The 23390-nt window shown below is 60.1% G+C and carries 19 protein-coding genes; 4 read left to right on the top strand and 15 right to left on the bottom strand.

From position 1 onward, the window contains the following. Nucleotides 1-8: 8 nt before the first annotated feature. Nucleotides 9-3761, bottom strand: a complete 3753-nt coding sequence (locus ACXAH3_RS05190; RefSeq protein ID WP_474860991.1) for an efflux RND transporter permease subunit — start codon at nt 3759-3761, stop codon at nt 9-11. Then, nucleotides 3758-4987 (bottom strand): efflux RND transporter periplasmic adaptor subunit, encoded by a 1230-nt coding sequence (locus tag ACXAH3_RS05185; RefSeq protein ID WP_474860990.1) that lies wholly within the window; start codon nt 4985-4987, stop codon nt 3758-3760. The genes ACXAH3_RS05190 and ACXAH3_RS05185 overlap by 4 nt, the downstream gene beginning before the upstream one ends. A gap of 202 nt (nt 4988-5189) precedes the next feature. Here ACXAH3_RS05185 and ACXAH3_RS05180 point away from each other — a divergent pair, with 202 nt between their 5' ends. The 4 genes from ACXAH3_RS05180 (at nt 5190) to ACXAH3_RS05165 (ending at nt 10873) form a co-directional block, all read left to right on the top strand. After that, the gene (locus ACXAH3_RS05180; protein WP_474860989.1) at nt 5190-5828 is read left to right on the top strand and encodes a tetratricopeptide repeat protein; all 639 of its coding nucleotides are present in this window, start codon (nt 5190-5192) and stop codon (nt 5826-5828) included. A gap of 62 nt (nt 5829-5890) precedes the next feature. Continuing rightward, nucleotides 5891-7240 (top strand): PQQ-like beta-propeller repeat protein, encoded by a 1350-nt coding sequence (locus ACXAH3_RS05175; protein WP_474860988.1) that lies wholly within the window; start codon nt 5891-5893, stop codon nt 7238-7240. Nucleotides 7241-7299: 59 nt separating this feature from the next. Further along, complete coding sequence (gene der, locus ACXAH3_RS05170) at nt 7300-8760, top strand: ribosome biogenesis GTPase Der (RefSeq protein ID WP_474860987.1); 1461 nt, start codon at nt 7300-7302, stop codon at nt 8758-8760. A 154-nt stretch (nt 8761-8914) separates the two neighbouring features. Further along, nucleotides 8915-10873 carry a bifunctional 2',3'-cyclic-nucleotide 2'-phosphodiesterase/3'-nucleotidase gene (locus ACXAH3_RS05165; protein ID WP_474860986.1) on the top strand — a complete coding sequence of 653 codons (1959 nt, stop codon included), beginning with the start codon at nt 8915-8917 and terminating at the stop codon, nt 10871-10873. Between the two features lie 162 nt (nt 10874-11035). On the opposite strand, the gene ACXAH3_RS05160 is transcribed toward ACXAH3_RS05165, so the two are convergent. The 13 genes from ACXAH3_RS05160 to ACXAH3_RS05100 all read right to left on the bottom strand — a co-directional run bounded on the left by ACXAH3_RS05160 (nt 11036) and on the right by ACXAH3_RS05100 (nt 23355). Continuing rightward, nucleotides 11036-12217, bottom strand: coding sequence for a peptidoglycan DD-metalloendopeptidase family protein (locus ACXAH3_RS05160; protein ID WP_474860985.1), 1182 nt, complete (start codon nt 12215-12217; stop codon nt 11036-11038). 122 nt (nt 12218-12339) lie between these two features. Continuing rightward, nucleotides 12340-13008, bottom strand: coding sequence for a protein-L-isoaspartate(D-aspartate) O-methyltransferase (locus ACXAH3_RS05155; RefSeq protein WP_474860984.1), 669 nt, complete (start codon nt 13006-13008; stop codon nt 12340-12342). After that, nucleotides 13005-13802, bottom strand: a complete 798-nt coding sequence (gene surE, locus ACXAH3_RS05150; RefSeq protein WP_474860983.1) for a 5'/3'-nucleotidase SurE — start codon at nt 13800-13802, stop codon at nt 13005-13007. The genes ACXAH3_RS05155 and surE overlap by 4 nt, the downstream gene beginning before the upstream one ends. 141 nt (nt 13803-13943) lie before the next feature. Then, the gene (locus ACXAH3_RS05145; RefSeq protein WP_474860982.1) at nt 13944-14597 is read right to left on the bottom strand and encodes an SDR family NAD(P)-dependent oxidoreductase; all 654 of its coding nucleotides are present in this window, start codon (nt 14595-14597) and stop codon (nt 13944-13946) included. Nucleotides 14598-14645: 48 nt separating this feature from the next. Beyond that, entirely contained in the window at nt 14646-15281 is a 636-nt protein-coding gene (locus ACXAH3_RS05140; protein WP_474860981.1) for an SMI1/KNR4 family protein, read from the bottom strand. Nucleotide 15282: 1 nt separating this feature from the next. After that, on the bottom strand, nt 15283-16734 hold the full coding sequence (gene purF / locus ACXAH3_RS05135; protein WP_474861156.1) for an amidophosphoribosyltransferase: 1452 nt from the start codon (nt 16732-16734) through the stop codon (nt 15283-15285). A 171-nt stretch (nt 16735-16905) separates the two neighbouring features. After that, nucleotides 16906-17490 carry a CvpA family protein gene (locus ACXAH3_RS05130; RefSeq protein WP_474860980.1) on the bottom strand — a complete coding sequence of 195 codons (585 nt, stop codon included), beginning with the start codon at nt 17488-17490 and terminating at the stop codon, nt 16906-16908. Nucleotides 17491-17541: 51 nt separating this feature from the next. Further along, nucleotides 17542-18909 (bottom strand): DNA repair protein RadA, encoded by a 1368-nt coding sequence (gene radA / locus ACXAH3_RS05125; RefSeq protein WP_474860979.1) that lies wholly within the window; start codon nt 18907-18909, stop codon nt 17542-17544. Between the two features lie 55 nt (nt 18910-18964). Next, on the bottom strand, nt 18965-19405 hold the full coding sequence (locus ACXAH3_RS05120) for a paraquat-inducible protein A (protein WP_474860978.1): 441 nt from the start codon (nt 19403-19405) through the stop codon (nt 18965-18967). A gap of 80 nt (nt 19406-19485) precedes the next feature. Beyond that, complete coding sequence (locus ACXAH3_RS05115; RefSeq protein ID WP_474860977.1) at nt 19486-20232, bottom strand: ABC transporter ATP-binding protein; 747 nt, start codon at nt 20230-20232, stop codon at nt 19486-19488. Beyond that, nucleotides 20229-21014: an MlaE family ABC transporter permease gene (locus ACXAH3_RS05110; RefSeq protein ID WP_474860976.1), complete on the bottom strand. Its 786-nt coding sequence runs from the start codon at nt 21012-21014 to the stop codon at nt 20229-20231. Before ACXAH3_RS05110 ends, ACXAH3_RS05115 begins: the two co-directional genes overlap by 4 nt. Continuing rightward, nucleotides 21011-22060 carry an alanine racemase gene (alr, locus tag ACXAH3_RS05105; RefSeq protein WP_474860975.1) on the bottom strand — a complete coding sequence of 350 codons (1050 nt, stop codon included), beginning with the start codon at nt 22058-22060 and terminating at the stop codon, nt 21011-21013. The genes ACXAH3_RS05110 and alr overlap by 4 nt, the downstream gene beginning before the upstream one ends. Before the next feature lie 77 nt (nt 22061-22137). Next, the gene (locus tag ACXAH3_RS05100; RefSeq protein ID WP_474860974.1) at nt 22138-23355 is read right to left on the bottom strand and encodes a bifunctional alpha/beta hydrolase/OsmC family protein; all 1218 of its coding nucleotides are present in this window, start codon (nt 23353-23355) and stop codon (nt 22138-22140) included. Nucleotides 23356-23390: the final 35 nt, after the last annotated feature.

Below are 23390 nucleotides of genomic sequence, written 5' to 3'. Positions count from 1 at the left end.
CCTTTCGTTTATTCTGCCGCTTCTTTGCCGCTGCCGGGCTTTGCCGGTTCTGGGTCAGGCTCAGCGGGTTCTGGGGTGACGACGACCTCAGTGGCGGCGGTTGCTGGTGCAGGAGCCGGGTCAAGATCGACCCATTGCAGCTCGTGCAGCTCTTGCTTTTTGGCGGCCTTTTCAAGTGTCCGGTCGCGTGCGATCTGGCCCGAACTGTGGGCAAGGCTTTCCAAAGTCGTGAACGACCGATAGGCACCTGCCGAAATCCAATACCGAAGCGCCAGCATCGACGGCGTGAAGACCAGCGTCAGCACGGTCGCAATGCCAAGGCCGAAGACTACAGCGGTTGCCAATTGTTTCCACCACAGCGCCGTGGGGCTGTCGATAGAATAGCCACCACCGAAGAAATCCAGCGACAGGCCGAACATCATCGGGGCCAGACCGGCCATCGTGGTGATGGTGGTCAGAAGGACGGGACGAATCCGTGCCTCGGCAGTGCGGGTGATGGCCTCGATCCGGGGCATGTGGCTTGAATAGTCCTGATAGGTGTCGATCAAAACGATGTTGTTGTTCACCACGATCCCTGCCAGCGCGACAATCCCGGTGCCTGTCATGATGATCGAGAACGGTTGTTGCATCACCATCATCCCGATCAAGACGCCCGTGGTGGACAGAACCACCGCCAGAAGCACCAGAATCGAGTTATAAATGCTGTTAAACTGCGCCAGAAGGATGATGAACATCAGCCCCAACGCACCAATGAAGGCTTGCCCCAAGAAGGCTTGGCTTTCGGCTTCGTCTTCCTGATCGCCGGTCCATTCATAGGTGACGCCATCGGGCAGGCCGGTGGTCTCGATCCAATCGGTCAGCGCGGCGATGCGCGTGGCCGGGGTGACGGGGGACTGCGTCAGGTTGCGCCCTTCGTCGCTGGCAAGGATCTCGTCCGCCTCGGCGCGGGTGACATAGCGGTCGGTGCCGTCTTCGTCGGTCAACTGCACCAGATCGCTGATCACGGCGGCTTTCACGTCGTAATAGCGGCTTTGATCCACCCGGTCGATTTGGGCGAAGCTGGGCACCGGCGTGCGGGTTACGAAGTTAGAAAGCGGCACCAGACCACCCGGCGTGCGCAGACGCAGCGTGTCCAGCGTAGACAGAACGCGGTCCTCTTCCGGAAGGCGCACGCGGATTTCGATCTCTTCGTCCGAACTGTCGACCCGCATCGTGTCCAAGAGGATCCCGTTGGTGATCAACTGAACCATGCCGCCCACGGTGGCAACGTTGGTGCCAAAGCGCCCGGCCTCGGCCACGTCAACCTGAAGCTGCCAGTCGATGCCGGGCAGGGGCAAGGTGTCTTCAACAGCGTTCAGCCCCGGCGTGCTTTCGAACTTCGCCACAGCTGTGGCGGTCGCGGCCTGAAGGCTGTCCCAGCTATCACCTTTCAGACGCATATGCACGGGCTTGGCCGAAGCTGGGCCACGGTTCAGGTTCAGAACCTCGATCCGAATACCGGGGATGGTTTTCAGGTTCTCTTCAAGCTGCAGCATCACCGCGTCGCCGTCATATTCCGGGTCGATCTCGTGCGTTTTGAAGGGAATGATCCCGAAAAGCGGCGCGTCTTTTTCGACGGAAGGGCGGTCGGCCCAAGCGACAAGTTCAATCTGCAACTGACCCACAGTGTCGCGCGGGCCAGACGCGCCGCCGGTGTTTTGGTTCAGACCGCCAGCGCCCGCAAAGGCGAACACGCTTTCGATGCCTTTGGTGTTCAATGCGATCTCTTCCGCCTGACGCACCATAGCGTCTTTTTCGGCGAGGCTTAGATTGCCGCGCCCACGTACATAGACGATGGCTTGTTCCGGTTCACTGTCCGTAAAGAACTCGACCCCAAGGCTGTTGCGGCTGAACGTGGAGAATGTGCCGATCACAAAGGCAATAACCAACACGATCGAGACCACCGGCATGATCGGATTGCCTGCGATGAAATGAATGACGCGGCCAAATGCAGTGCGCTGATAGCCGCCTTGGATGTGGTCATCCGTGCGATGCCACGGCATGTGCCAGTCTATGGACCCCATCGCGATCGAGGTGCCAGAGGCCCCGATCAGGAACATCAGCGCACCGGGCAGGATCGACATCGCGCCTTGGATCGGGCTGGTGCCGCCGAAGATATAGCCGGGGTTCAGAAGTTGCAGGCCCGAAAGGAACAGCACATAGGCAAAGATCACCGCCAGCGGCACGCGCACCCAGATCGGGGCAAAGGACAGGGCTTTCGACAGCGTGCCGAAAAGGCGGCTGATGCGTCCTGAAACGCCGCCAACAACGGGCAGGTAAACCAGCGCCACCAAAAGCGAGGCTGACAGCACATAGATCAGCGTCTTGGGCAGCCAGCCCATGAACTGACCCGGGATGCCGGGCCAAAAGAGCATAGGCAGGAAGGCGCAAAGCGTTGTCGCGGTCGAGCTGACAATGGGCCAGAACATCCGCTTGGCGGCCATCGTATAGGCCTGCATGGGGCCGACCCCCAGCTTGATCTTTTTGTCGGCATATTCAACGACCACAATCGCCCCGTCGACCAGCATCCCGACGGCCAAGATCAGCCCGAACATCACGATGTTCGAGATCGTAACCCCAAGGGCTCCAAACAGGGCGAAGGTCAACAGAAACGAGGTCGGAATAGCGAAACCCACCAGCAGGGCAGGACGGGTGCCCAAGGCGCCCAAGACCACGATCATCACCAGCGCAATCGCGGTGACGACCGAGCCTTCCAACTGGCGCACCATGCTGTCCACGATGATGGATTGGTCGTTTGACGTGCCAACCCAGACGGCTTTTTGCAGCTCGGGCGGCCAATCGGCGCGGGTCTCTTCCACGATCTGACGCACCTCGGCGGCGGTGCCAATCAGGTTGAACCCTTTGCGTTTGACCACCTGAAGCGCAACGGTGGTGTCGCCGTTGAAGCGCGCCGTGCCCTCGCGGTCTTCAAAGGTCAGGCGGATTGACGCCAGATCGCCCAGCGTTACCACGCTGTCATCGTTCACTTTGATGGGTAGGTCATAAATGTCCTGTAGCTCGTCAAACGAGGATGGGATCTTGACCGCTGTGGACCCGGTGGGCGTCTTGATATCCCCCGCCGCAATCAGCTGGTTGTTGTTCTGCACAACCGAGATCAGCTCGCCCGCGGTCACGTTGTAGGCTTCCAGCTTCAGGGGATCGATTTCGACCTCGATCATCTCGTCGCGATAACCAGCAAGCGAGGCTTCCAGCACGCTGTCCAAAGCCTCGAGCCGGTCTTGAAGATCGCGCGAGATCTGAACCAGCGTGCGTTCTGGCACATTGCCGGTCAGGTTCACGATGATGATCGGAAATTCCGAGAAGTTGATTTCATTGACCGAATAGCTGTCGGCCCCCATCGGGAAATCGGCCTCGGCGTTGTTCATCGCGTCGCGCACGTCCGCCATGACCTTGGTCTTGTCCCAGCCGAACTCGAACTCCAATGCCACGCCTGCATAGCCTTCGGCGGCGGTGGCGGACATGGTTTTCAAGCCATCAATGTCGGCCAGTTCGGTCTCCATCGGGCGGACCAACAGTTGTTCGGCGTCGGCGGCAGAGATGCCGGGGAAGGGGACCGATACGAACAGAGCCGGGATTTCGATGTCCGGCTCTCCTTCTTTTGGCAGGCTGACATAGGCAATCGTGCCCGTCAAAATAGACAGGATCACGAAAGCTATGACCATTCGGGCCCGTTCAGAAGCCCAGTCGATGATGGCCGTCATAGCCCGGCCTCCTGATAGGTGATCGCAAGGGCAGATCCGTCAGTCACATAGTGGTGGCCGATGGTGATGACGTCGGCTGTGTCGCCCAGTCCTGTGACCCAGACGCCTTGCAGGCTATCGCGTACCACGGTGACGGGCATAAATCCGGCGGTTTTGTCTTCCAGTGCGATACGTACACCCAGATTTCCGTCGTCATTCAGCGTGAGCGCACTTTGCGGCAGCAGATGTGCCACAGTGCCTTGGCCAGTGGCGACGATTTCTGCCGTTTGACCTGCACGAACGGAGGCTTCGCCTTCGGCTGGGATTACTTCCACATCCACACGGAAAGTGCGGGTGATGGGATCGGCGGTGTCGGCCACGAAGGTCACGTTACCTTGCAACGTCCGGCCCGAAGACAGTCGGACATTTGCCTCAAGCCCGGTCGACAGCTGATCGACCAACAGCTCGGACACAAAGCCCACGACACGCACGGGATCATACTGCACCAAGGTGACACATTGCGCGCCCGCTTGCAGAAGGGTGCCGATATCGGCGGTATCTGTTTCCAGTTCGCCCGCGAAGGGGGCGCGAATCTCAAGCCGTTCGATTTCGCGTTCGGCACCGGCCACAGCGGCAGCGGCGGATTGGATCAACGCATCCGAACTGGCCGCGCCCGATTGGGCCGAAATGACGCCCGCCCGTGCGGCTTCGACGCTTGCACGGGCATTGGCGACGCGGGTGTCCGAGGCGAACCCGCCCTGCGAGAGCTTCTCGGCAGCGGTCAGGTTTATCGTAGCCTCGTCCAAGCGGGCCTGTGCTTCGATGACACGGGCCTCGGCCTCGGGGGCGCGGGCTTTGGCTTCGGCCAGACGGGCCTTGGCTTCGGCAAGGCTGGCGTCGCGGGTGCCGGGATCAAGGCGGCACATCACATCGCCCTTGGCAACAGTCAGCCCCTTGGCCAACTTGTCCGAGATCACCTGACCCGTGGTTTCGGCGCGCAACTCGACACGGCGGGTGGCTTCGGTGCGGCCGCGGATCACGATTGGGGTCTCGACCTCGCGCGCTTCGGATTTCAAGACGACGACCGACAATCCGGTCTGCTCATCTGTGGCTTCGGCCTGAGTTTCCGCAACTGTGTCAGAGGCATCGGTCACGCCCGCAGCTTCGTCAAGGGTGTCACGCTGAAATACAAGCATGAACAAGCCCGCGACGACCAGCAATGCGGTTAGAATTGGGAAAAAACGCATGACCCCTCCTGTCGGGTAATATTTTGCGTTTGAACATAGGTGTTCCCGTTCGCGGTAACAAGTTCGCGTATAGGTGAAAAAGATCAGCGTTGGTGATCGACCTGATCGCATTAGGCGCTTTATCCGCGCAGTTCCCCGATGCCTCTTGGCAAGGGGGCTTCATTGGGGCAAAAGAAAGCGACTGAAATCGGAGGCACAGCCCGTGAGCGACACAGATAGTTTCATTGACGAGGTGAGCGAAGAGGTTCGCCGCGACAAACTTTACAGCATGATGCGCCGGTATGGCTGGATTGCTGTTGTGGCGATTGTCGCCGTGGTGGGTGGTGCGGCCTATAATGAATGGCGCAAGGCGGGCGAACGCACGGCTGCACAGGCGTTTGGCGATGCGATCCTTGCCGCTGAAGGCATCGAGGATGCAGGCGAACGCGCTTCAGCCCTTCAAGCGGTTGCGGGTGAAGGCGAACAGAACGCCGTTCTGAACCTGCTGCTGGCAAGCAACGGGGACGAGGTGTCCGCTGATGCTCTGGCGGCAGTGTCGGGCGATACTTCGCTTCCCGACCATTTCCGCCATCTGGCGATGCTGCGCATTGCACAGATGCAAGATGACAGCGTATCGCTGGACGAGACTCGCGCCACCTTGGCCCCAGTGGTTGTCGCAGGCGCGCCTTATCGCGTGCTGGGCGAGGAAGCCCTGGCGTTGGCCGAACTGCGCGCCGGTGAAGAAGAGGCAGCAATGACCCGTCTTCAGGCGCTTTTGCAGGATGACGAGGCATCGGGGGCCTTGCGTCGCCGCGCAACTCAGTTGATTGTGGCGCTAGGGGGCACACCCGAGGCATCCTGACGGTCAGGTTTTTGTCTTAAGCCTTTGACGAAATTTATAAGTGATCCTTTGGGGGGATTGTCGTGAAATTCAAACTCAGCGCCGCGCTTTTGACATCGGTAAGCCTTTTGACAGCCTGCTCGACCCCGGAATACATCTTGCCGGGGGAACGCGAAGGGCTGCGCAGCCCTAACCCGCAGACATTGGGCGAAGAAGCCGCCGCTGAAGCCATCGCCGCGCGCGACGAGGTCGAGGGCGAAGATGGCCCCCGCCCAATCAGCCTGCCGGGCGTTGTGAATCACGCAAACTGGACCCATCTGGGCGGTTCACCCACCCACCAAGTGCAACACGCCGCCCTGTCATCGACCCCGCAACTGATCTGGAGCGCTCCGATCGGGCAGGGAAATGACCGTAAGCACCGCATTACCGCTGAACCCGTGGTGGCGAACGGCCGTATCTATACGCTGGACAGCCGCGCGCAAGTGGTGGCGACGTCGACCTCGGGCGCTGCGGTTTGGACGCGCGACCTGACACCCCCTTCGGACAACTCGGATGATGCATCTGGCGGAGGTCTGGCCTTTGCGAATGGAACGCTGTTCGTGTCTTCAGGCTTTGGGCTTGTGTCCGCCTTGGACGCGGCAACCGGCAAACTGAAATGGCAGCAACGTATGGACGCGCCCGGATCGGGTGCCCCCGCCGCCGTGGGCGGTTTGGTCTATGTTATCAGTCGCGACAACACCGCTTGGGCGATGGACTCTGCGACCGGCAAGGTGAAATGGCGTCTGACCGGCACCCCCAGCCAAGACGGCGTGGTGGGTGTATCCTCGCCTGCTGTGACCGACCGCGTGGTTCTTCTGCCCTTCGCCTCGGGCGAGGTTGTGGCCGCCCTGCGCAAAGGCGGAACGCGCACATGGTCCAGTCTGATCGCCGGCGAACGCGTCGGCCGTGCCTATACGCAGATCTCGGACGTCACAGGCGAACCAGTTGTGAAGAACGGCGTGATTTATACTGGCAACTCGGCGGGGCGCACCGTGGCGCTGAACCTTTCGGGCGAACGCCTGTGGACGGCCACCGAAGGCGCCACCAGCCCTGTTTGGGTCACCGGTGGCTCGGTCTTCCTTGTGTCGGATGAAAACGAGATTGTGCGCCTTGACGCCGAGACCGGCGAGCGGGTCTGGGGCACGCGCTTGCCGTATTTCACCAAGCGAAAAGCCCGCAAGATCAAGCGCATCCACGCCAATCTTGGTCCGGTTCTGGCCGGTGGAAAGCTGTGGGTCGCGTCCTCGGACGGGATCATGCGCGGCTTTAACCCGGTGGATGGCAGCCTGATTGCACAAACCGCTGTGCCAGGTGGCGCGGCCACGCGGCCCGTTGTTGTGAACGGCGTCGTTTATGTAGTGGCCCGCGACGGCAAACTTCTGGCTTTGCGCTGATGTAAAAACCGTGTATGCGGGGCGCTTGATGTGACGCATGACAAAACACGGTTAGCAAAATGAGCTTCACCCTCGCCATCGTGGGACGCCCGAATGTGGGCAAATCGACCCTGTTCAACCGACTGGTTGGAAAGCGCCTTGCGCTGGTGGATGACCAGCCAGGCGTGACCCGTGACCTGCGCGAAGGCGAGGCACGGCTGGGCGATCTGCGCTTTACCGTGATCGACACGGCGGGGCTTGAGGAAGCGACGGATGAAAGCCTTCAAGGCCGGATGCGACGCTTGACTGAACGCGCTGTGGAAATGGCCGACGCTTGCCTGTTCCTTGTGGACGGCCGCGCCGGAATCCTGCCCGCAGACGAGGTCTTTGCCGATATCCTGCGCCGTAAGAACGCCCATGTCATTCTGGCTGCCAATAAGGCCGAAGGCAAAGCCGCCGACGCTGGCGTGATTGAAGCCTATTCTTTGGGGCTGGGCGAGCCTGTCCGCCTGTCCGCTGAACATGGCGAAGGTATGGGCGAGCTTTTGATGGCGCTGGAACCCATCGCCAAGGAATTTGAAGCCCGCGCTGCTGAAACCGCGCCTGAAACCGAGGTCGAGATCGACGCGGACAGCGACGAAGATGCCCCGGTTCTTCCCACACGCGAAAAGCCGCTTCAGGTCGCTGTGATTGGCCGCCCGAACGCCGGAAAATCCACTCTGATCAACAAGTTGATTGGGGAAGAGCGTTTGCTGACGGGCCCCGAAGCCGGGATCACGCGGGACTCGATTTCGCTGAAATTCGACTGGAACGGCACGCCCACGCGGATCTTTGACACAGCCGGGATGCGCAAACGTGCGAAAGTGCAAGAAAAGCTTGAAAAGTTGTCCGTATCCGACGGGCTGCGCGCGGTAAAATTCGCCGAAGTTGTGGTCGTCCTTCTGGACGCCGCCATCCCCTTCGAACAGCAAGATCTGCGCATCGCCGATTTGGCTGAACGTGAAGGTCGCGCCGTGGTGATCGCCGTGAACAAATGGGACGTCGAGCCCGAGAAACAGGCCAAGTTGAAAGGTCTGGTGGAAGCCTTCAACCGTCTGCTGCCGCAGTTGCGTGGCGCACCACTGATCACGATTTCTGCCAAGACCGGCCGGGGGATGGATCGTCTGCACGAGGCCGTCATGCGCGCCTATGATGTGTGGAACCGCCGCGTGAAGACTGCACATCTGAACGGTTGGCTGGCCGAGATGGTCTCGGCGCACCCGCCACCCGCACCGGGTGGCCGTCGTATCAAACTGCGCTATATGACACAGGCCAAAACGCGCCCGCCGGGGTTCATTGTCATGTGTTCACACCCCGACAAATTGCCCGACAGCTATTCGCGGTATTTGATCAACGGACTTCGTGAAGATTTCGACATGCCGGGGACGCCGATCCGTCTGACTATGCGCGGGCAGGGGGACAAGAACCCCTATAAAAACCGCAAAAAATCAACGCCTTCGCGATTGCGTAAGCACCTTGGTAAGGGGCGTGCGGACGAATAGTCAACGCGCTGATCCTGCTAAAATTTCAAAACTCCGTCCGTCGTCCAGCGGGCGGAGTTTCGCTTTTCTGGCGAAAGAATCCTTCGGATCAAGTCATTTCTCTGTCATGCTGTCTGTATATCGTTCCAAAACAAACAACAGGACCGAGGTTCCCATGCCCCTTACACTGACTCGCCGCGGTTTTCTTGCCGGTTCGGCTGGCTTCATTGCGCTTCATCCGTACTCTGTTCAAGCAGCCACAAACCAAGCACATCTGCGCATTATGGAAACAACCGATCTGCACGTGCATGTCTTCCCCTATGATTATTATTCGGACAAGGAAACAGACCGCGTGGGTCTGGCGCGTACGGCGGCCCTGATCAATGATGTCCGGGCCGAGGCGACGAACTCTTTGCTTCTGGACAATGGCGACTTTTTGCAGGGCAACCCGATGGGCGATTACATCGCCTATGAGCGTGGCATGAAGGAAGGCGACACCCATCCCATCATCACCGCGATGAATACGCTGGGCTATGACGCCTCTACTCTGGGCAATCACGAGTTCAACTATGGGCTTGATTTCCTGATGAAATCTTTGGCCGGATCGAACTTCCCCGTGGTCTGTGCCAATGTCGCCAAGAAGCTGGGCGCATCCCCGCGCGAGGATGAGACCTTGCTGCCGCCCTACGTAATTGTCGAACGCACCATCACCAATGGCGCTGGCACCACGCAACCCATCAAGCTGGGCTTTATCGGCTTTGTGCCGCCTCAGGTCATGAACTGGGACCGCCGCCATCTGGAAGGCAACGTACAGGCGCGCGACATTATCGAGGCCGCCAACGCCTATATCCCGCAAATGCGCGAGGAAGGCGCGGATCTGATCATCGCATTGTCCCATTCGGGCATTGGCGCGGCGGATCATTCGGATGGGATGGAAAACGCTTCGATCCCGCTGGCGGCCATTGATGGCATCGACGCGATCCTGACCGGGCATTCGCATCTGGTCTTCCCATCTTCAACCTATGCCGAGACCCCCGGCGTGGACGTCGAACGCGGCACGATCATGAGCACCCCCGCCGTGATGGGGGGCTTCTGGGGCTCGCATATGGGGCTGATCGACCTTCTGATCGAACATGATGGTGGCGCGTGGCGCGTGGTGTCTCACACCTCCGAGGCACGCCCGATCTACAAGCGCAACGAAGACCGCTCGATCACCCCGTTGGTCGAGGATGTAGCGCCCGTTTTGGCATCTGTTCAGGCCGAACATGACGAAACGCTGGCCTATGTGCGCCGCGCCGTGGGCAAGACAGACGCGCCGCTGCACAGCTATTTCGCGCTGGTGGCGGATGATCCCTCCGTTCAGATCGTGTCCAACGCCCAGACTTGGTACATCCAGCAAATGATGCAAGGGACCGAGCACGAGGGGCTGCCGATCCTCTCTGCCGCTGCGCCCTTCAAGGCGGGTGGCCGGGGCGGGCCGGATTACTATACAGATGTGGCCGTGGGTGATGTGGCGATCAAGAATGTCGCAGACCTGTATCTTTATCCTAACACCGTCCGGGCCGTGCGCATCAATGGGGCGACCGTGCGCGAATGGCTGGAACGCTCTGCAGGCATGTTCAACCAGATCGAGGCAGGCAGCACCGATGCCGTCCTGTTGAACCCTGAATTCCCGTCTTATAATTTCGACGTGATCGATGGTGTGACCTATGAAATCGATCTAAGCCAGCCGTCGCGCTATAACAAAGCAGGCGAGGTCGCGGCCCCCGACGCACACCGCATTAAAAACCTCAGCTTCAACGGGCAGCCTATTGATGAAGAACAGGAATTCATCGTCGCGACCAACAACTACCGCGCGGGTGGGGGCGGCAGTTTCCCGGGTGCCGATGGCTCGACCACCGTGTTCGAAGGGCCCGATACCAACCGCGACGTGATCGTGCGTTATATCGTGGAGCAAGGCACCGTAAGCCCCAAGGCCGACGCCAATTGGCGCTTTGCTCCGCTAGAGGGCACAACGGTTCTGTTCGAAACTGGCCCAGCCGCCGCGGCCCATGCAGGCACTGTGGAAGGCGTGTCGATCGAAGAGGCTGGCACCAGCGACACCGGTTTTGCGCTTTTCCGCATCACGCTGTAACCGCGCGCGCATAAAAAGGCCGCCCGAAATTGGCGGCCCTCATTTTCTTGTCTTAAATACCTTGGGGTTCGAAGGCTTTCCGGAAACTGTCCGGGGGACAGTTTCGCCTGAGAACGGGCGGAGCCCAAGCCGAAGGGGCGAGGGGCAAAGCCCCTAATCCCGTCAGTTCAGATACGGCATCGGGTCCACAGGTTCCGTGCCCTTGAACACTAGGAACTGAATCGCGTTATAGCGGTTCTTGGTTGCAACCGCGATCTGCTGACCGCGCTTGACCTTTTGACCCTTCTTCACGCTGATTCCTGACACAAAGCTGTATGCCGTCTGGGTGCCATTGCCGTGGTCGATTACCACGATCTCTTCCCCTTCGACATCTTTCGACACCAACCGAACTGTGCCGCTGGCCGCTGCTTTCACCGGGTCGCCCGGATTGGCGGAAACCAGAATGTAACCGGCTTTCTCGGCGTCAAACACGCTGGTCACTTTGCCCGCAACGGGCAGAGACATCCGCGACGCGCTGGCTTGGGTGCGGGTCTCGGACAGTTTCGGCGCGTCCGGGGCCTTGGGTGCAGGCTGCTGAACCTCGTCTTTGGGCAGCGCGGCTGCTGCAGAGGGCGGCGTCGGCGTAGATGATCCCTGACCGGGTTGTGTCACGCGTGTTTCTTTCACCGGGGTATCCACCTTCACGGGGATCAACAGGTGCTGGCCCTCGCGCACGGTCAGATCCGCGCCCAAACCGTTCCAATCGGCCAAGGATCGCACCGAAACGCCATAGCTGCGGGCGATGGAATATGCGGTCTCGCCCCGGTTTACGCGGTGACGAACAGGCTGTTCGCCCGAGGTCGTGGGCGCAGTCGCAGTGGTCGCGGTGTTCCCCGCGCGGTCAATTGCGTCGCCGGCAAGGGTGGTGATATCAATTTCGCCTTGGGGCTTGATCACGCCACCCGCAGGTTCCGCAACGCGGCGGGGCAGGGCCAGAAGTTCGCCATCGCGCAACGGGGCGTCCAGCGCCAGACCATTATAACGGCCCAGCTCGGCCGGGTTCATCCCGATGCGTCCGGCGACGTCGGCAACAGTGTCACCGCGTTTTGCCAGGGCTACCTGATAGCTGGGATAGGAAATCACGCCGCGCGCGTCGGGCTTGGGACGCTGGGCGGTGGTGATGGATTGCGCGGCGGTGGATGTGGAAAGCTCCCCCCCAGCCAAACCCCGGAAATCCAGGTCAAACCCATCGCTACAGGCCGACAAGACCAAAAGCGAACCAAAAAGAAGTGTGGCACGTGTTTTCGCCCCGCGGCTCTGATCGACACGGGGTTTCGGGCACGCAATTGTGCTGTGGAGTGGCATTGCTCGTCTCTTCCTCAATCCATGGGCCTGTTTGTCAGGCTCTGCATGTGACCCTTTTTGTGGGCCTTATTGTGATGTGGCTGGCATATCCCAACCGGAACCCGCCGTCGCGGGGAAAATCGCTATTCGCGCCCCAGCCCTTCCAAAAGGGGTACGAACCGCACCGGCAGAAGCTCGTCATATTCAAATCCCGTCTCGGTTCTTGTGACCTTGATCAAGCTTTGAACAGTATCGGACTGCCCTACGGGTACGATCATGATACCGCCAACGGCCAGCTGCGCCAAGAGCGGACTGGGCGGGTCTTCGGCAGCCGCCGTCACGATGATGCGATCAAACGGGGCCTGATCGGGCAGGCCGCGTGATCCGTCGCCTGTGATTGCGGTGATGTTGTGCAGGTCCATTGCCTCGAACAGCTCGCGCGCCTCAGTCACAAGGCGGCGGTGGCGGTCGACGGTGTAGACGCGGCGGGCGAGCTTGGACAGGATCGCCGCCTGATAGCCAGACCCCGTGCCCAGTTCGAGCACCTTATCGCGGGGCGAGATATTGGCCGCTTGCGTCATCAACCCAACGACTGAAGGCTGCGAGATTGTCTGCCCGCAGGCAATCGGCAGGGGCATATCTTCATAGGCGCGTCGGGCGAAGACGCCGCGCACGAAGGGGCCACGGTCGATTTCCTCCATCGCTGACAGGACGCGCGGGTTTGTGACGCCCTTTGATCGTAGGGCGAACAGAAATTGCATCTTCTGCTCTGCGTCCCAGATCGTCTCGGTATCAGGCCCGGTTTGGTTCATGCGAACAGCGCCCCGATTGCGGCCATCTGGTCATGCGCCGTCAGATCAGCCCGCATCGGCGTGACCGAGATATAGCCGTCCAGATTATGCGCCACGTCGGACCCTTCGGGCGACGGGGCCAATTGCGATCCGCCCTTGATCCACAGAAACTCGCGCCCCGAGGGGCTTTCCTGCGTCGTGGTTGAAAAGACGTAATCCTGCCGCTTTCCTTGGGTCGAGGCACGTACCCCCAGAACCTTATCTGCTCCGACAGGCGGGAAGTTTACGTTGTAAAACAAAGGGTAATCCATGTCAGACTGCCAAGGTGCATCCAACAGAAGGCGGCGCAACACGCCTGCGCCATGTGTGCTTGCAGCCTCGAACACGCTGCCAAGGCCCATGGTGCCTTTGCCCATAAATTGCGACAGGGCGATCGCGGGAATACCCTGAAGGGCGGCCTCCATCGCCGCACCAACGGTGCCTGAATACAGCGTGTTTTCGCCCGAATTATTGCCCCGGTTCACGCCCGAGATCACAAAATCGGGCCGATCCGGCATCACGTGGTTCAGTGCGGCCAGAACGCAATCTGCAGGGCTGCCTTCGGCGGCGAAGCGGCGCTCGCCATGTTGGGCGACCATGAAGGGGCGGGTGTAGGAAATACAGTGGCCCACGCCGGATTGCTCGAACGCAGGGGCGACGGTCCAGATCTCGGCTTTCTCGCCTGCCAATTCTTGTGCGACCTGCTGGGCGATAGCCTCGGCCACTTTCAGGCCCGGAGCATTGATCCCGTCGTCATTGGTGATGAGGATACGCATGGTTCGCCCTTTCCGCCGCCTTCTGGCCGTGCCCCTTTTTATGGGCCTTTGCCCTTCAATAGGACAGGCGCGCCCGCGCAGCAAGCGTGGCGGGCAATCATGGGATCACGAAGTGAAGACCGTTGCGATCAGGCCAGAGTTTTAGGCAAGGTTCGCCTCGGACAGGATGCGCTTTGCCTCGTCTTCAACGGGGGCCAAGCCGCTGCGGTCTTCGCCGGGGAAGAACCGCCCGCGCATTGACGTCGCCAGCGGTGCAGGTTCTGCGACAACCACACGAGGGCCGATATTGGCGTTTTCCGCTGCCCAGCTGCGCACCATGGCGACTTGGGCGGCTTTGGTCGCACCATAGCCCGCAAAAAACTTTTCGCCCGCGTGGTCGTCTGCAAAGAACAGCGCAGTGCTGTCATCCGTCATCAGCGCATTGACCATAAAGATTAGGTTGCGCGTCGCCTCGACATTCGTATTCCACGCCTGTGTCCAGCCCTTGTCGTCCAGATCAGGTGTCGGCATCAGGGCAGGGCCGTAAATGGCGGTGTGCGCCCAGACATCAATCGGCCCCCAACGATCATGGATCGAGCGACACAGATGCGCCATTGCGTCCTTGTTGGTCACATCCATCGGGGCCAGCGTGGCCGAGCCACCAGCAGCCTTGATCTTGTCATCAAGCTCTTCCAATGCCCCCGTGGTGCGGCCCACGGCCACAACGTGATGGGTTTTTGACAGCTCCAGCGCAAGGGCAGCCCCAAGGCCACGCGAAGCACCGGTTACGAGGGCGATTTTCTGTGTGTCGGTCATGTTGGCGGCTTAGTCCTGAACGGCAAGAATGTCGAGACTTTGTTGAGGCTATTCTAGTGTGTCAAAGAAGTTCAACTGCGCACGTGGATAGCCACGTTTTCGTATCGCAGGAGGATCCAGCTCATACAATGATGAAATTTTTGGCGTCCCAGTGCCGGGTTCAAACGGAAATTCGAAGGGTTCATGCCCGTCTGCCCATCGATCAAACCACTGAAAAAGCGTCATATCCATGGGGAAAAGGGCTGAACGGGCTGGTTTTCCATCTTGCCAGTAGTTCGGCTCCCAATAGATCATTTGATCGGTGTCGGCCTGAACGCACGAATACATCGCACACCCATGGTGGCATATGGGCAGAAGCTTTTTGGGCCATCCGAATGATCGCGTGCCGGGGATGACACGCGTGTCGTCCAGATATCGAGAGTCTACCGTAGCATCTAGGTCGTCGGGAAACCCATTTGGTCCAATGCCAATCAGTCCATATCCCGGCCCGAAACCGCCATTGCCAATTTCTTTGTAGATACGGACCAACAACGTTGGCAGTGCGAAGCCCAATTGTTCCTCGCACTCTGCCAGAGCTGCGTCTGTCAGAGAGGGGGACGGTTCGGGCTGAGGGCCATTCATATGACCATCAATGTGCGGAATGCGCTTTTGCAGCTTTTCGATCAGCACATCGAGGTCAGACATTTCACTCCGCCGCCTTCAGCTCGAACCCTTTTTCGATCTGGTCCGCAGGCGTCACCGGATATTCACCCGAGAAACACGCGTCGCAATATTGCGGGCAGTCTTTCTTGCGGCCTTCTGCTTCGCCAACCGCGCGGTATAGACCGTCGAGCGAGATGAACTTCAGGCTGTCGACCTTCAGATGTGCACACATCTCGTCTTCATTCATCTGGGCGGCCAGCAACTTGTCGCGGTTGGGCGTGTCGACGCCATAGAAACAGGGCCAAGCGGTGGGGGGCGATGCGATGCGGAAGTGGACTTCCTTGGCGCCAGCATCCAACAGCATGTCTTTGATCTTGCGCGTCGTCGTGCCGCGCACCACGCTGTCATCGACCAGCACCACGCGCTTGCCCTTGATCAGGGCGCGGTTCACGTTCAGTTTCAGGCGCACACCCATGTTGCGGATCTGTTCGGTCGGTTCGATGAAGGTACGGCCCATATACTGGTTGCGAATGATCCCAAGTGCATAGGGAATGCCGCTTTCCTGGCTGTAACCGATCGCCGAAGGCACGCCGCTGTCCGGAATCGGGCAAACCAGATCCGCTTCGACCGCAGTCTCGCGGGCCAGTTCAACCCCGATCTGACGACGGGTTTCATAGACCGAGCGACCGCCATAAATGCTGTCCGGGCGCGAGAAATAGACGTGTTCAAAGATGCAGAACTTTGACGGCTGCGGACGGAAGGGGAAGCTGCTGTCGACACCTTCTTCGGTGATGACAACCATCTCGCCCGGTTCAATCTCGCGGATGAACTCGGCCCCGATGATGTCCAGTGCGCAGGTCTCGGATGACAGAACCCAGCCTTCGCCGAGCTTGCCCAGCACCAGCGGACGTACCCCATGCGGGTCGCGCACACCCATCAGTTTCGTGCGGGTCATTGCCACGACCGAGAACGCGCCCTCAACCCGGCGCAGCGCGTCTTCCATCCGCTCAGGGATGGTGCGTTGCAGCGACCGGGCCATCAGGTGAATGATGCATTCACTGTCCGACGAGCTTTGGAAGATCGAACCGCGCTCGATCAGCTCGCGACGCAGCGCGTCAGCGTTGGTGATGTTGCCATTGTGTGCAATCGCGGCTCCGCCCATGGAAAATTCACCAAAGAAGGGCTGCACGTCGCGGATGACGGCGCCCTTGGACCCTGCGGTGGAATAGCGCACATGACCAATGGAAAGCGGACCCGGCAGGGTCTCCATCACGCTGGCCTTGGTGAAGTTGTCACGCACATAGCCAAAGCGACGGGCCGAGTTGAAGCCTTCGACCGGGTCATGGCAGACAATGCCGCCTGCCTCTTGCCCGCGGTGTTGCAGGGCATGCAGGCCAAGGGCGACGAAGTTGGCAGCGTCTTTCAGGCCGATGACGCCGAATACGCCGCACTCCTCTTTCAGCTTGTCGTCATCAAACGGATGCGCGAATGGCATGGTGGAAGGGCAGGCGGGCGAGGTGTCGGACATGAGCAGCGGTCTCCGATTCCGTGGCGTTGGGCCTCTCTTACTGGAGAGGCTGCGCCGTGTCATCAAACTATCACAAACAAGATGCGTTTTCTGTTGGCCAGAACGAAACAACGCGCCCGAAGGCGCGTTGTAGGATGATTAGGTGTCGTTGTTTTCAACGGTTGGCAAATCGCCGGAACATTCGCCGACCAGCTCTTCGTACTTGCCGACGATCCAGCCGGGGGCGTTCTCGGGGATCTGTTCGTTGATGCGATCCTGCGTGCGGGCGAAGATCTTGGCAGTGCGGCTGTCATCGACCATCGGGATGGTGTCGGTGGTCACGATGCGGTCATAGACAACCAGTGCAATCGCCACCAGAACAAGGCCGCGTAGCACACCAAAGATGAAGCCAAGCGCCTGATCCAGCCCCCCAAGGGCCGAGCGTTGCACAGCGGACGAAAACAGCGGCGTGAAGATCGACACGACCACCAGCGCCAAGGCAAAGACGCCAGCAAAGGCTGCAATCATCGACAGCTCACAACTGTCAGAGACAAAGTCCTTCAGGACCGGGATTTCTTTGATCAGCGGAAGCGCTCGGGGCGCAAAAATATAGGCCAGAACGGCTGCAGCGACCCATCCAAGGATCGACATGCCTTCGCGCACGAAGCCGCGCGAATAGGCCAAAATGGCCGAGATCAGAATGACCGCAGCCACGATCCCGTCGATTAAGGTGAAACCTTCCATCTTCGTCACATCGGTTCAGGTCTTGGCCCGATACCGTCCCTATTATCGGGCCTATCCGGCCCCGAATATATCTCCGACGAACCCCGTCAGGTCCGACATCTTCTGAATGCTCAGCCCGGAACCCGAGCCGGTTTTGCTGCGCGTTGGCGCGATTGCAGAAGTGAAACCAAGTTTTTGCGCTTCTTTCAACCTGTTTTCCGTCTGGCCGACAGGCCGCAATGCCCCTGATAGACTGATTTCGCCAAAAACCACAGTATCTTTGGGGATCGAGGCATCCTCGCGCGCAGAAAGTAGCGCCGCCGCCACAGCCAGATCAGCTGCAGGTTCCGAGATTTTCATGCCACCCGCCACGTTTAGATAGACGTCGAGCCCGGCAAATGGGATGCCGCAACGGGCCTCCAACACGGCCAGAATCATTGCCAAACGTCCGCTGTCCCATCCCAGAACGGACCTGCGGGGTTGGGAATGCGGCGAGGGCGCGACGAGGGCCTGAAGCTCGACCAAAACCGGGCGCGTGCCTTCGATGCCAGCAAAGACAACCGAGCCGGGTGCCGGATCTTCGCGATCTGACAGGAACAGGGCCGAGGGGTTCACAACCTCGGACAGGCCAGCCCCGGTCATCTCGAAAACACCGATTTCGTCTGCCGGGCCGAAACGGTTCTTCACGGCGCGCAAGATACGGAACTGGTGGCCACGCTCGCCTTCGAAATAAAGGACAGTGTCGACCATGTGCTCGACCACGCGCGGGCCAGCGATCTGGCCTTCTTTGGTGACGTGACCCACCAGAATAACGGAAATTCCGCGCTTCTTGGCGAATGTGGTCAGTTCATGTGCAGCAGCGCGAACCTGGCTGACGGATCCCGGTGCGCTGTCCACATTATCGGCCCACATGGTTTGGATCGAGTCGATGATCGCTAACGCAGGGCGTTCATTGTCCAGCGTCGTCATGATGTCGCGCAGGTTGGTTTCCGCGGCCAGCCGTACGGGCGCATCCGCCAGCCCCAACCGTTGCGCGCGCATTCGCACTTGGGCCGAGGCTTCCTCGCCCGAGACATAGATCGTGGGCAGACCGGCCTGCGCAAATCGTGCGGCGGCCTGCAACAGCAGCGTGGATTTCCCGATGCCGGGGTCACCGCCCACAAGGATGGCCGAGCCGGGGACCAGACCTCCGCCCAACACGCGGTCCAGTTCGCCCATGCCGCATTCGGTGCGTGGGGGCGGGGCTTCTTCGGTGGATAGATCGGTCAGGGCAATCGATGCGCCCCGCTTGCCGCCCAAAGATTTCGATGCTGGCCCCGCGCTCAGCGGTGCCTCTTCCGAAATCGTGTTCCATTCCCCGCACGCCTCGCAGCGCCCGGACCATTTCGAGGAACTGGCCCCGCAGGCCGAACAAGTGAAGGATTTCTGTGCTTTTGCCATTCGGAATTTCTGCCCGGTTGGGCGCGTGTGCGCAAGGGGTTAGGCGGCTGACCCGTCAGGCTTTTGCCCGTTTCGCAGTTGCAAGGCTAAGCGCGATGGACGCCAACACGCAGGCGGTGAACAGGTAAAGGCCCCAGCCGGTCTGGATTTTGGCCAGCCCAACGCCTTTCACGATCACGATGTAAAGCGCGATCAGGAACACGTCGGCCATGGCAAGTTTGCCTAGGATGTTGAAGACCGGCAGCATCCGTCGGCGCATCATGCCGAACTGGATCAGCGCCAGTCCCAATACTTTCATGATCGGCGCGAAGACGGCGAAGAAGGTGACAATGAGCGCGAGGACCACGTCGGTGTCCCACAATGCCTGAAGGCCCGAGATCACGCTGACCTCTTTTAGCCCGAAAAGCGGCAGGTTGATGCCCGCATGCATAAGGGGCGCGAACCATGCGATGGGGAAGGCGATGAGGAGGGCGATGTTGAGGTAACGCAGTTTCATGAGACCTATGAAAGTCCTTGTGGTCGAATTCTCAAGTGGTCAGTTCGGGGAGAAGTCTGGAAATCTTCCCGGTTGAAAATTTACCTCACAGCCTCAATCGGCCCCTCGGCACTGCCTGAAATGAACTGCGTCACGTAAGGATCGCCTGAGTTGTCCATGTCGCCCACAGGGCCGGTCCACTGGATTTTGCCTGCGTGCAACATCGCCACGTGGTCGGAAATCACGCGGACGGATGACATGTCGTGGGTGATGGTCATGGCGGTGGCGCCCATTTCGACGACGATCTCGCGGATCAGGTCGTTGATGACGCCAGACATGATCGGGTCCAGGCCAGTGGTGGGTTCGTCAAAGAAGATGATCTCGGGCTCGGCGGCGATGGCGCGGGCAAGGCCAACGCGTTTTTGCATGCCGCCCGAGAGTTCGGCGGGGAACAGGTCGGCCACGTCGGGGGTCAGGCCCACGCGGCGCAGTTTCTCGATCGCGATCTCGCGGGCTTCTTCCTTGGGTTTCGCCAGCGATCCGCGCAAGAGGCGGAAGGCTACGTTTTGCCAGACGGGCAAGCTGTCAAACAAAGCGGCCCCCTGAAAGAGCATGCCAAAACGGGCCAGAAAGGCGTCGCGTTCGGCTTTTGCGGTGTCTTCACCATCCAGCGTGATCGAGCCGCTGTCTTGCGTCATAAGACCCAGAATGCATTTCAGCAGCACCGACTTCCCTGTGCCTGAGCCGCCGATGATAACCATGCTTTCGCCGCGATTGATGGTCAGGTTTACCCCATCCAAAACTTGTTTCGGGCCAAAGGCTTTGTGGACGTTTGTAAGTTCAATCATGTGGCGAAGAAGATGCTGGTAAGAAGGAAGTTGGCGGCAAGGATCAGGACGGCTGCGGCCTCGACCGAGGTTTTGGTGGCGCGGCCCACGCCCTGCGCACCACGGCCCGAGCGCATCCCGTGATAGCAGCCCATGACGGCGGCGATGAATCCAAAGGCAGCGCCCTTGACCAGTGAGGACACGATGTCGGGTGTTTCAAGGAAATTCCACGTGTTGGTCAGATAGGGACCGGTGGCAAAGCCAAGTTGTTGGGTGCCGACGATAAAGCCGCCCATGATACCGATGATGTCTCCGATGCCGACCAGCACAGGCACGACCAAGGTGGCGGCCAAAACGCGCGGGGCGGTTAGATATTTCATTGGGTTGGTGGATAGGGTGACAAGGGCGTCGATCTGCTCGGTCACTTTCATGGTGGCGATTTCGGCGGCGATGGATGACGTCACACGGGCGGCAATCATCAGGCCGACAAGCACCGGACCAAGTTCGCGCACCATGCCGATGGCGACGATTTGGGGCACCACAGCTTCGGCCGAGAAACGTTGGCCGCCGGAATAGATCTGAAGGGCAAGTGCCGCGCCGGTGAAGATGGCGGTCAGGCCCACGACCGGAAGGCTGAAATAGCCGATGTTCAGGATCGCGGTCAAAAGCTCGCGCGGGTAAAAGGGCGGGCGGACGATATGGGCAATCGATTGGCCCGAAAAGATCGCCACGCGCCCGACAAGCGCCAGAAAACCTAGCGTAACACGGCCGATGGTGGCCAGCGGTGTGGTCACGGCGTTCATGCGCCCCTCCGAGCATAGCGGCGGTGATATCGATGACCCAGTTGGGTCAGGAATTCATAGCCAATGGTGCCTGCAATCTCGGCCAGATCGTCGACGGTTTGTTGGTCTGAAAGCATGGTCAGGAATTTAGGCGTCTCGCGCAGATGTGTCACGTCGACCCCGATCAGATCCATCGAAACACGGCCCAAGATGGGGCAGGGCGTGTCCTCGTGGAACATCACGGCTTGATTGGACAGGTGACGGTTCAAACCATCTGCATAGCCTGCGGCAACGGTGGCCACACGGGATGGCGTTTCGGCCACCCATGTATTTGAATAGCCCACGGTTTCACCTTCGGCGACGTCGCGGATCTGGATGACGGGCAGGTCCAGTTGGACAACGGTTTGGGCGTCCTCGAACGGCAGACCGCCATAAAGGCCAATGCCCGGGCGGGTCAGGTCGAAATGATAGTCCGGCCCCAGAAGGATGCCGCCGGTGGCAGCAAGGCTGCGCGGCACCTCGACCCCGTCCGTCATGTCGTGGAAGGCCGAAAGCTGTTGGTGGTTCATCGGATGATCAGGCGCATCGGCGCAGGCCAGATGGCTCATGATCAGACGCGGGTTCTGCGGCAGAAGGATGTCGCGCAGGGCGGCCCATTCGGCGGGCTCCATGCCCAGACGGTTCATGCCTGTGTCCAGCTGAATGCCAAACGGGTGGCCGGGCAGGGCTTCCAGATGGCGGGTCACTTGTTCGACCGAGTTCAGCATCGGCACAAGACCCAGATCGTGGATCATATCGGTGTCGCCAGACATGTGGCCGGAAAAGACGCTGATTTCCGGACCCGGGCCAAGTGCCTCGCGCAGGGCGGCCCCTTCTTCGGCAGCGGCCACGAAGAAACGGCGCGTGCCGGCAGCGGCCAAAGCGCGGCCTACTTTCCCCACGCCCAATCCATAGGCGTCGGCCTTCACCACGGCAGCGGTCTGAACCTCTGCCCCACTTTTTGCATCCAGTGACCGCCAGTTTGCGACCACTGCATCTAGATCAATTGTCAGTCTGCCCGTACTCATAAAGGCGTTTTTGACGGACCAGTGGCCCGGGTCAAGGTAAAAAGCGGGGCGTGCGCGTCAGCACGCGGTTTTCCCCGCTATTTGGGGGCCAATACGGTCTTGATCACGCTAGAGTTTTCCAAGGTGCGGTGGACCGGGCAGCGGTCGGCGATTTCCAAAAGGCGCTGGCGTTGATCCGTGTCCAATTCGCCGGTCAGATGGATTTCGCGCCGGAACGTGTCGATCCGGTTCTTCGCCCCGGTTTCAGCGTCTTGGGCGTGGACTTTGTCGTGGCTGACCTCGACCCGGACATGATCCAGCGGCCAGCCTTTGCGGCGCGCATACATGCGAATGGTCATCGAGGTACACGCCCCCAGCCCGGCGGACAGGAATCCATAGGGCGACATGCCCTTATTGGTGCCGCCATAGGCAAGGGGTTCGTCGGCGACGGTGTGGTGTTTGGGGCCGGATTGGATATCTTGCAGAAAACCGCGCGGGTCGGCCTCGGACACGCGAACAATGCCCTCGGGCGCGCCGATGGGGGGCGCGGGTGGGGCAAGGTTTACGTATTTGGTGGCCCAAGTGGCGATCACATCGGCGACATATTCGGCATCACTGGCGCGGCTGATCAGATGGTCGGCTTCGTCCAAAGTGATGAAGCTTTTGGGGTGCTTGGCCCCCATGAACAACGTTGCAGCATTGTCGATCGATACGATTTGGTCGCGCGGAGCGTGCAAAACCAGAAGCGCCGCATTTAGCGACTTTAGCGCTGCGTCTAGCTGGGTCTGCTGCACATCCTCGACAAAATCCGAGCCAATGCGGAAGGGGCGTCCACCCAGCGAGACCTCGGCCGCGCCGTCAGATTTAATGGCGGGCAGTGCGTGGGCGAAGTTTTCAATCACATGGGATGGGTCGGCAGGCGCGCCAATGGTGACGACTGCCTGAATGTCTGGCATGTCCGAGGCCGCCTTGATCACCGCCGCGCCGCCCAGAGAATGGCCGATCAGAAGGGTGGGGGGCAGACCCCGGTCGCGCAGTGCCTTCGCAGCGCTTTCCAGATCCTGCACGTTCGAGGTAAAGCTGGTGTTTTCGAAATCCCCATCCGAATGACCCAGCCCGGTGAAGTCAAAACGCAGAACCGCAATGCCAAGCGCCGCCAACCGGGCTGAGATCCGGCGCGCGGCGGCAATGTCCTTGCCGCACGTGAAGCAATGCGCAAAGAGCGCCGTTGCCAGATGCGGACCGTCCGGCAGATCCAAACGCGCTGCCAGATCGTGACCGGCATGTCCGGGGAATGTGAACTTTTCAGTGGGCATGGCAGCTCCTGTCGTGATCGGCAAGGACGAGGCAG

The organism is Aliiroseovarius sp. ABM4_368, assembly GCF_056161205.1.
Note: the sequence above shows the minus strand (reverse complement) of the source record. Positions and strands in the feature narration are given on the sequence as shown.

Coding starts and splice junctions, on each gene's coding strand:
- ACXAH3_RS05190 (WP_474860991.1), bottom strand. CDS start 3,761: ATGACGGCCATCATCGACTGGGCTTCTGAACGGGCCCGAATGGTCATA.
- ACXAH3_RS05185 (WP_474860990.1), bottom strand. CDS start 4,987: ATGCGTTTTTTCCCAATTCTAACCGCATTGCTGGTCGTCGCGGGCTTG.
- der (WP_474860987.1), top strand. CDS start 7,300: ATGAGCTTCACCCTCGCCATCGTGGGACGCCCGAATGTGGGCAAATCG.
- ACXAH3_RS05165 (WP_474860986.1), top strand. CDS start 8,915: ATGCCCCTTACACTGACTCGCCGCGGTTTTCTTGCCGGTTCGGCTGGC.
- ACXAH3_RS05160 (WP_474860985.1), bottom strand. CDS start 12,217: ATGCCACTCCACAGCACAATTGCGTGCCCGAAACCCCGTGTCGATCAG.
- ACXAH3_RS05155 (WP_474860984.1), bottom strand. CDS start 13,008: ATGAACCAAACCGGGCCTGATACCGAGACGATCTGGGACGCAGAGCAG.
- surE (WP_474860983.1), bottom strand. CDS start 13,802: ATGCGTATCCTCATCACCAATGACGACGGGATCAATGCTCCGGGCCTG.
- ACXAH3_RS05145 (WP_474860982.1), bottom strand. CDS start 14,597: ATGACCGACACACAGAAAATCGCCCTCGTAACCGGTGCTTCGCGTGGC.
- ACXAH3_RS05140 (WP_474860981.1), bottom strand. CDS start 15,281: ATGTCTGACCTCGATGTGCTGATCGAAAAGCTGCAAAAGCGCATTCCG.
- purF (WP_474861156.1), bottom strand. CDS start 16,734: ATGCCATTCGCGCATCCGTTTGATGACGACAAGCTGAAAGAGGAGTGC.
- ACXAH3_RS05130 (WP_474860980.1), bottom strand. CDS start 17,490: ATGGAAGGTTTCACCTTAATCGACGGGATCGTGGCTGCGGTCATTCTG.
- radA (WP_474860979.1), bottom strand. CDS start 18,909: ATGGCAAAAGCACAGAAATCCTTCACTTGTTCGGCCTGCGGGGCCAGT.
- ACXAH3_RS05120 (WP_474860978.1), bottom strand. CDS start 19,405: ATGAAACTGCGTTACCTCAACATCGCCCTCCTCATCGCCTTCCCCATC.
- ACXAH3_RS05115 (WP_474860977.1), bottom strand. CDS start 20,232: ATGATTGAACTTACAAACGTCCACAAAGCCTTTGGCCCGAAACAAGTT.
- ACXAH3_RS05110 (WP_474860976.1), bottom strand. CDS start 21,014: ATGAACGCCGTGACCACACCGCTGGCCACCATCGGCCGTGTTACGCTA.
- alr (WP_474860975.1), bottom strand. CDS start 22,060: ATGAGTACGGGCAGACTGACAATTGATCTAGATGCAGTGGTCGCAAAC.
- ACXAH3_RS05100 (WP_474860974.1), bottom strand. CDS start 23,355: ATGCCCACTGAAAAGTTCACATTCCCCGGACATGCCGGTCACGATCTG.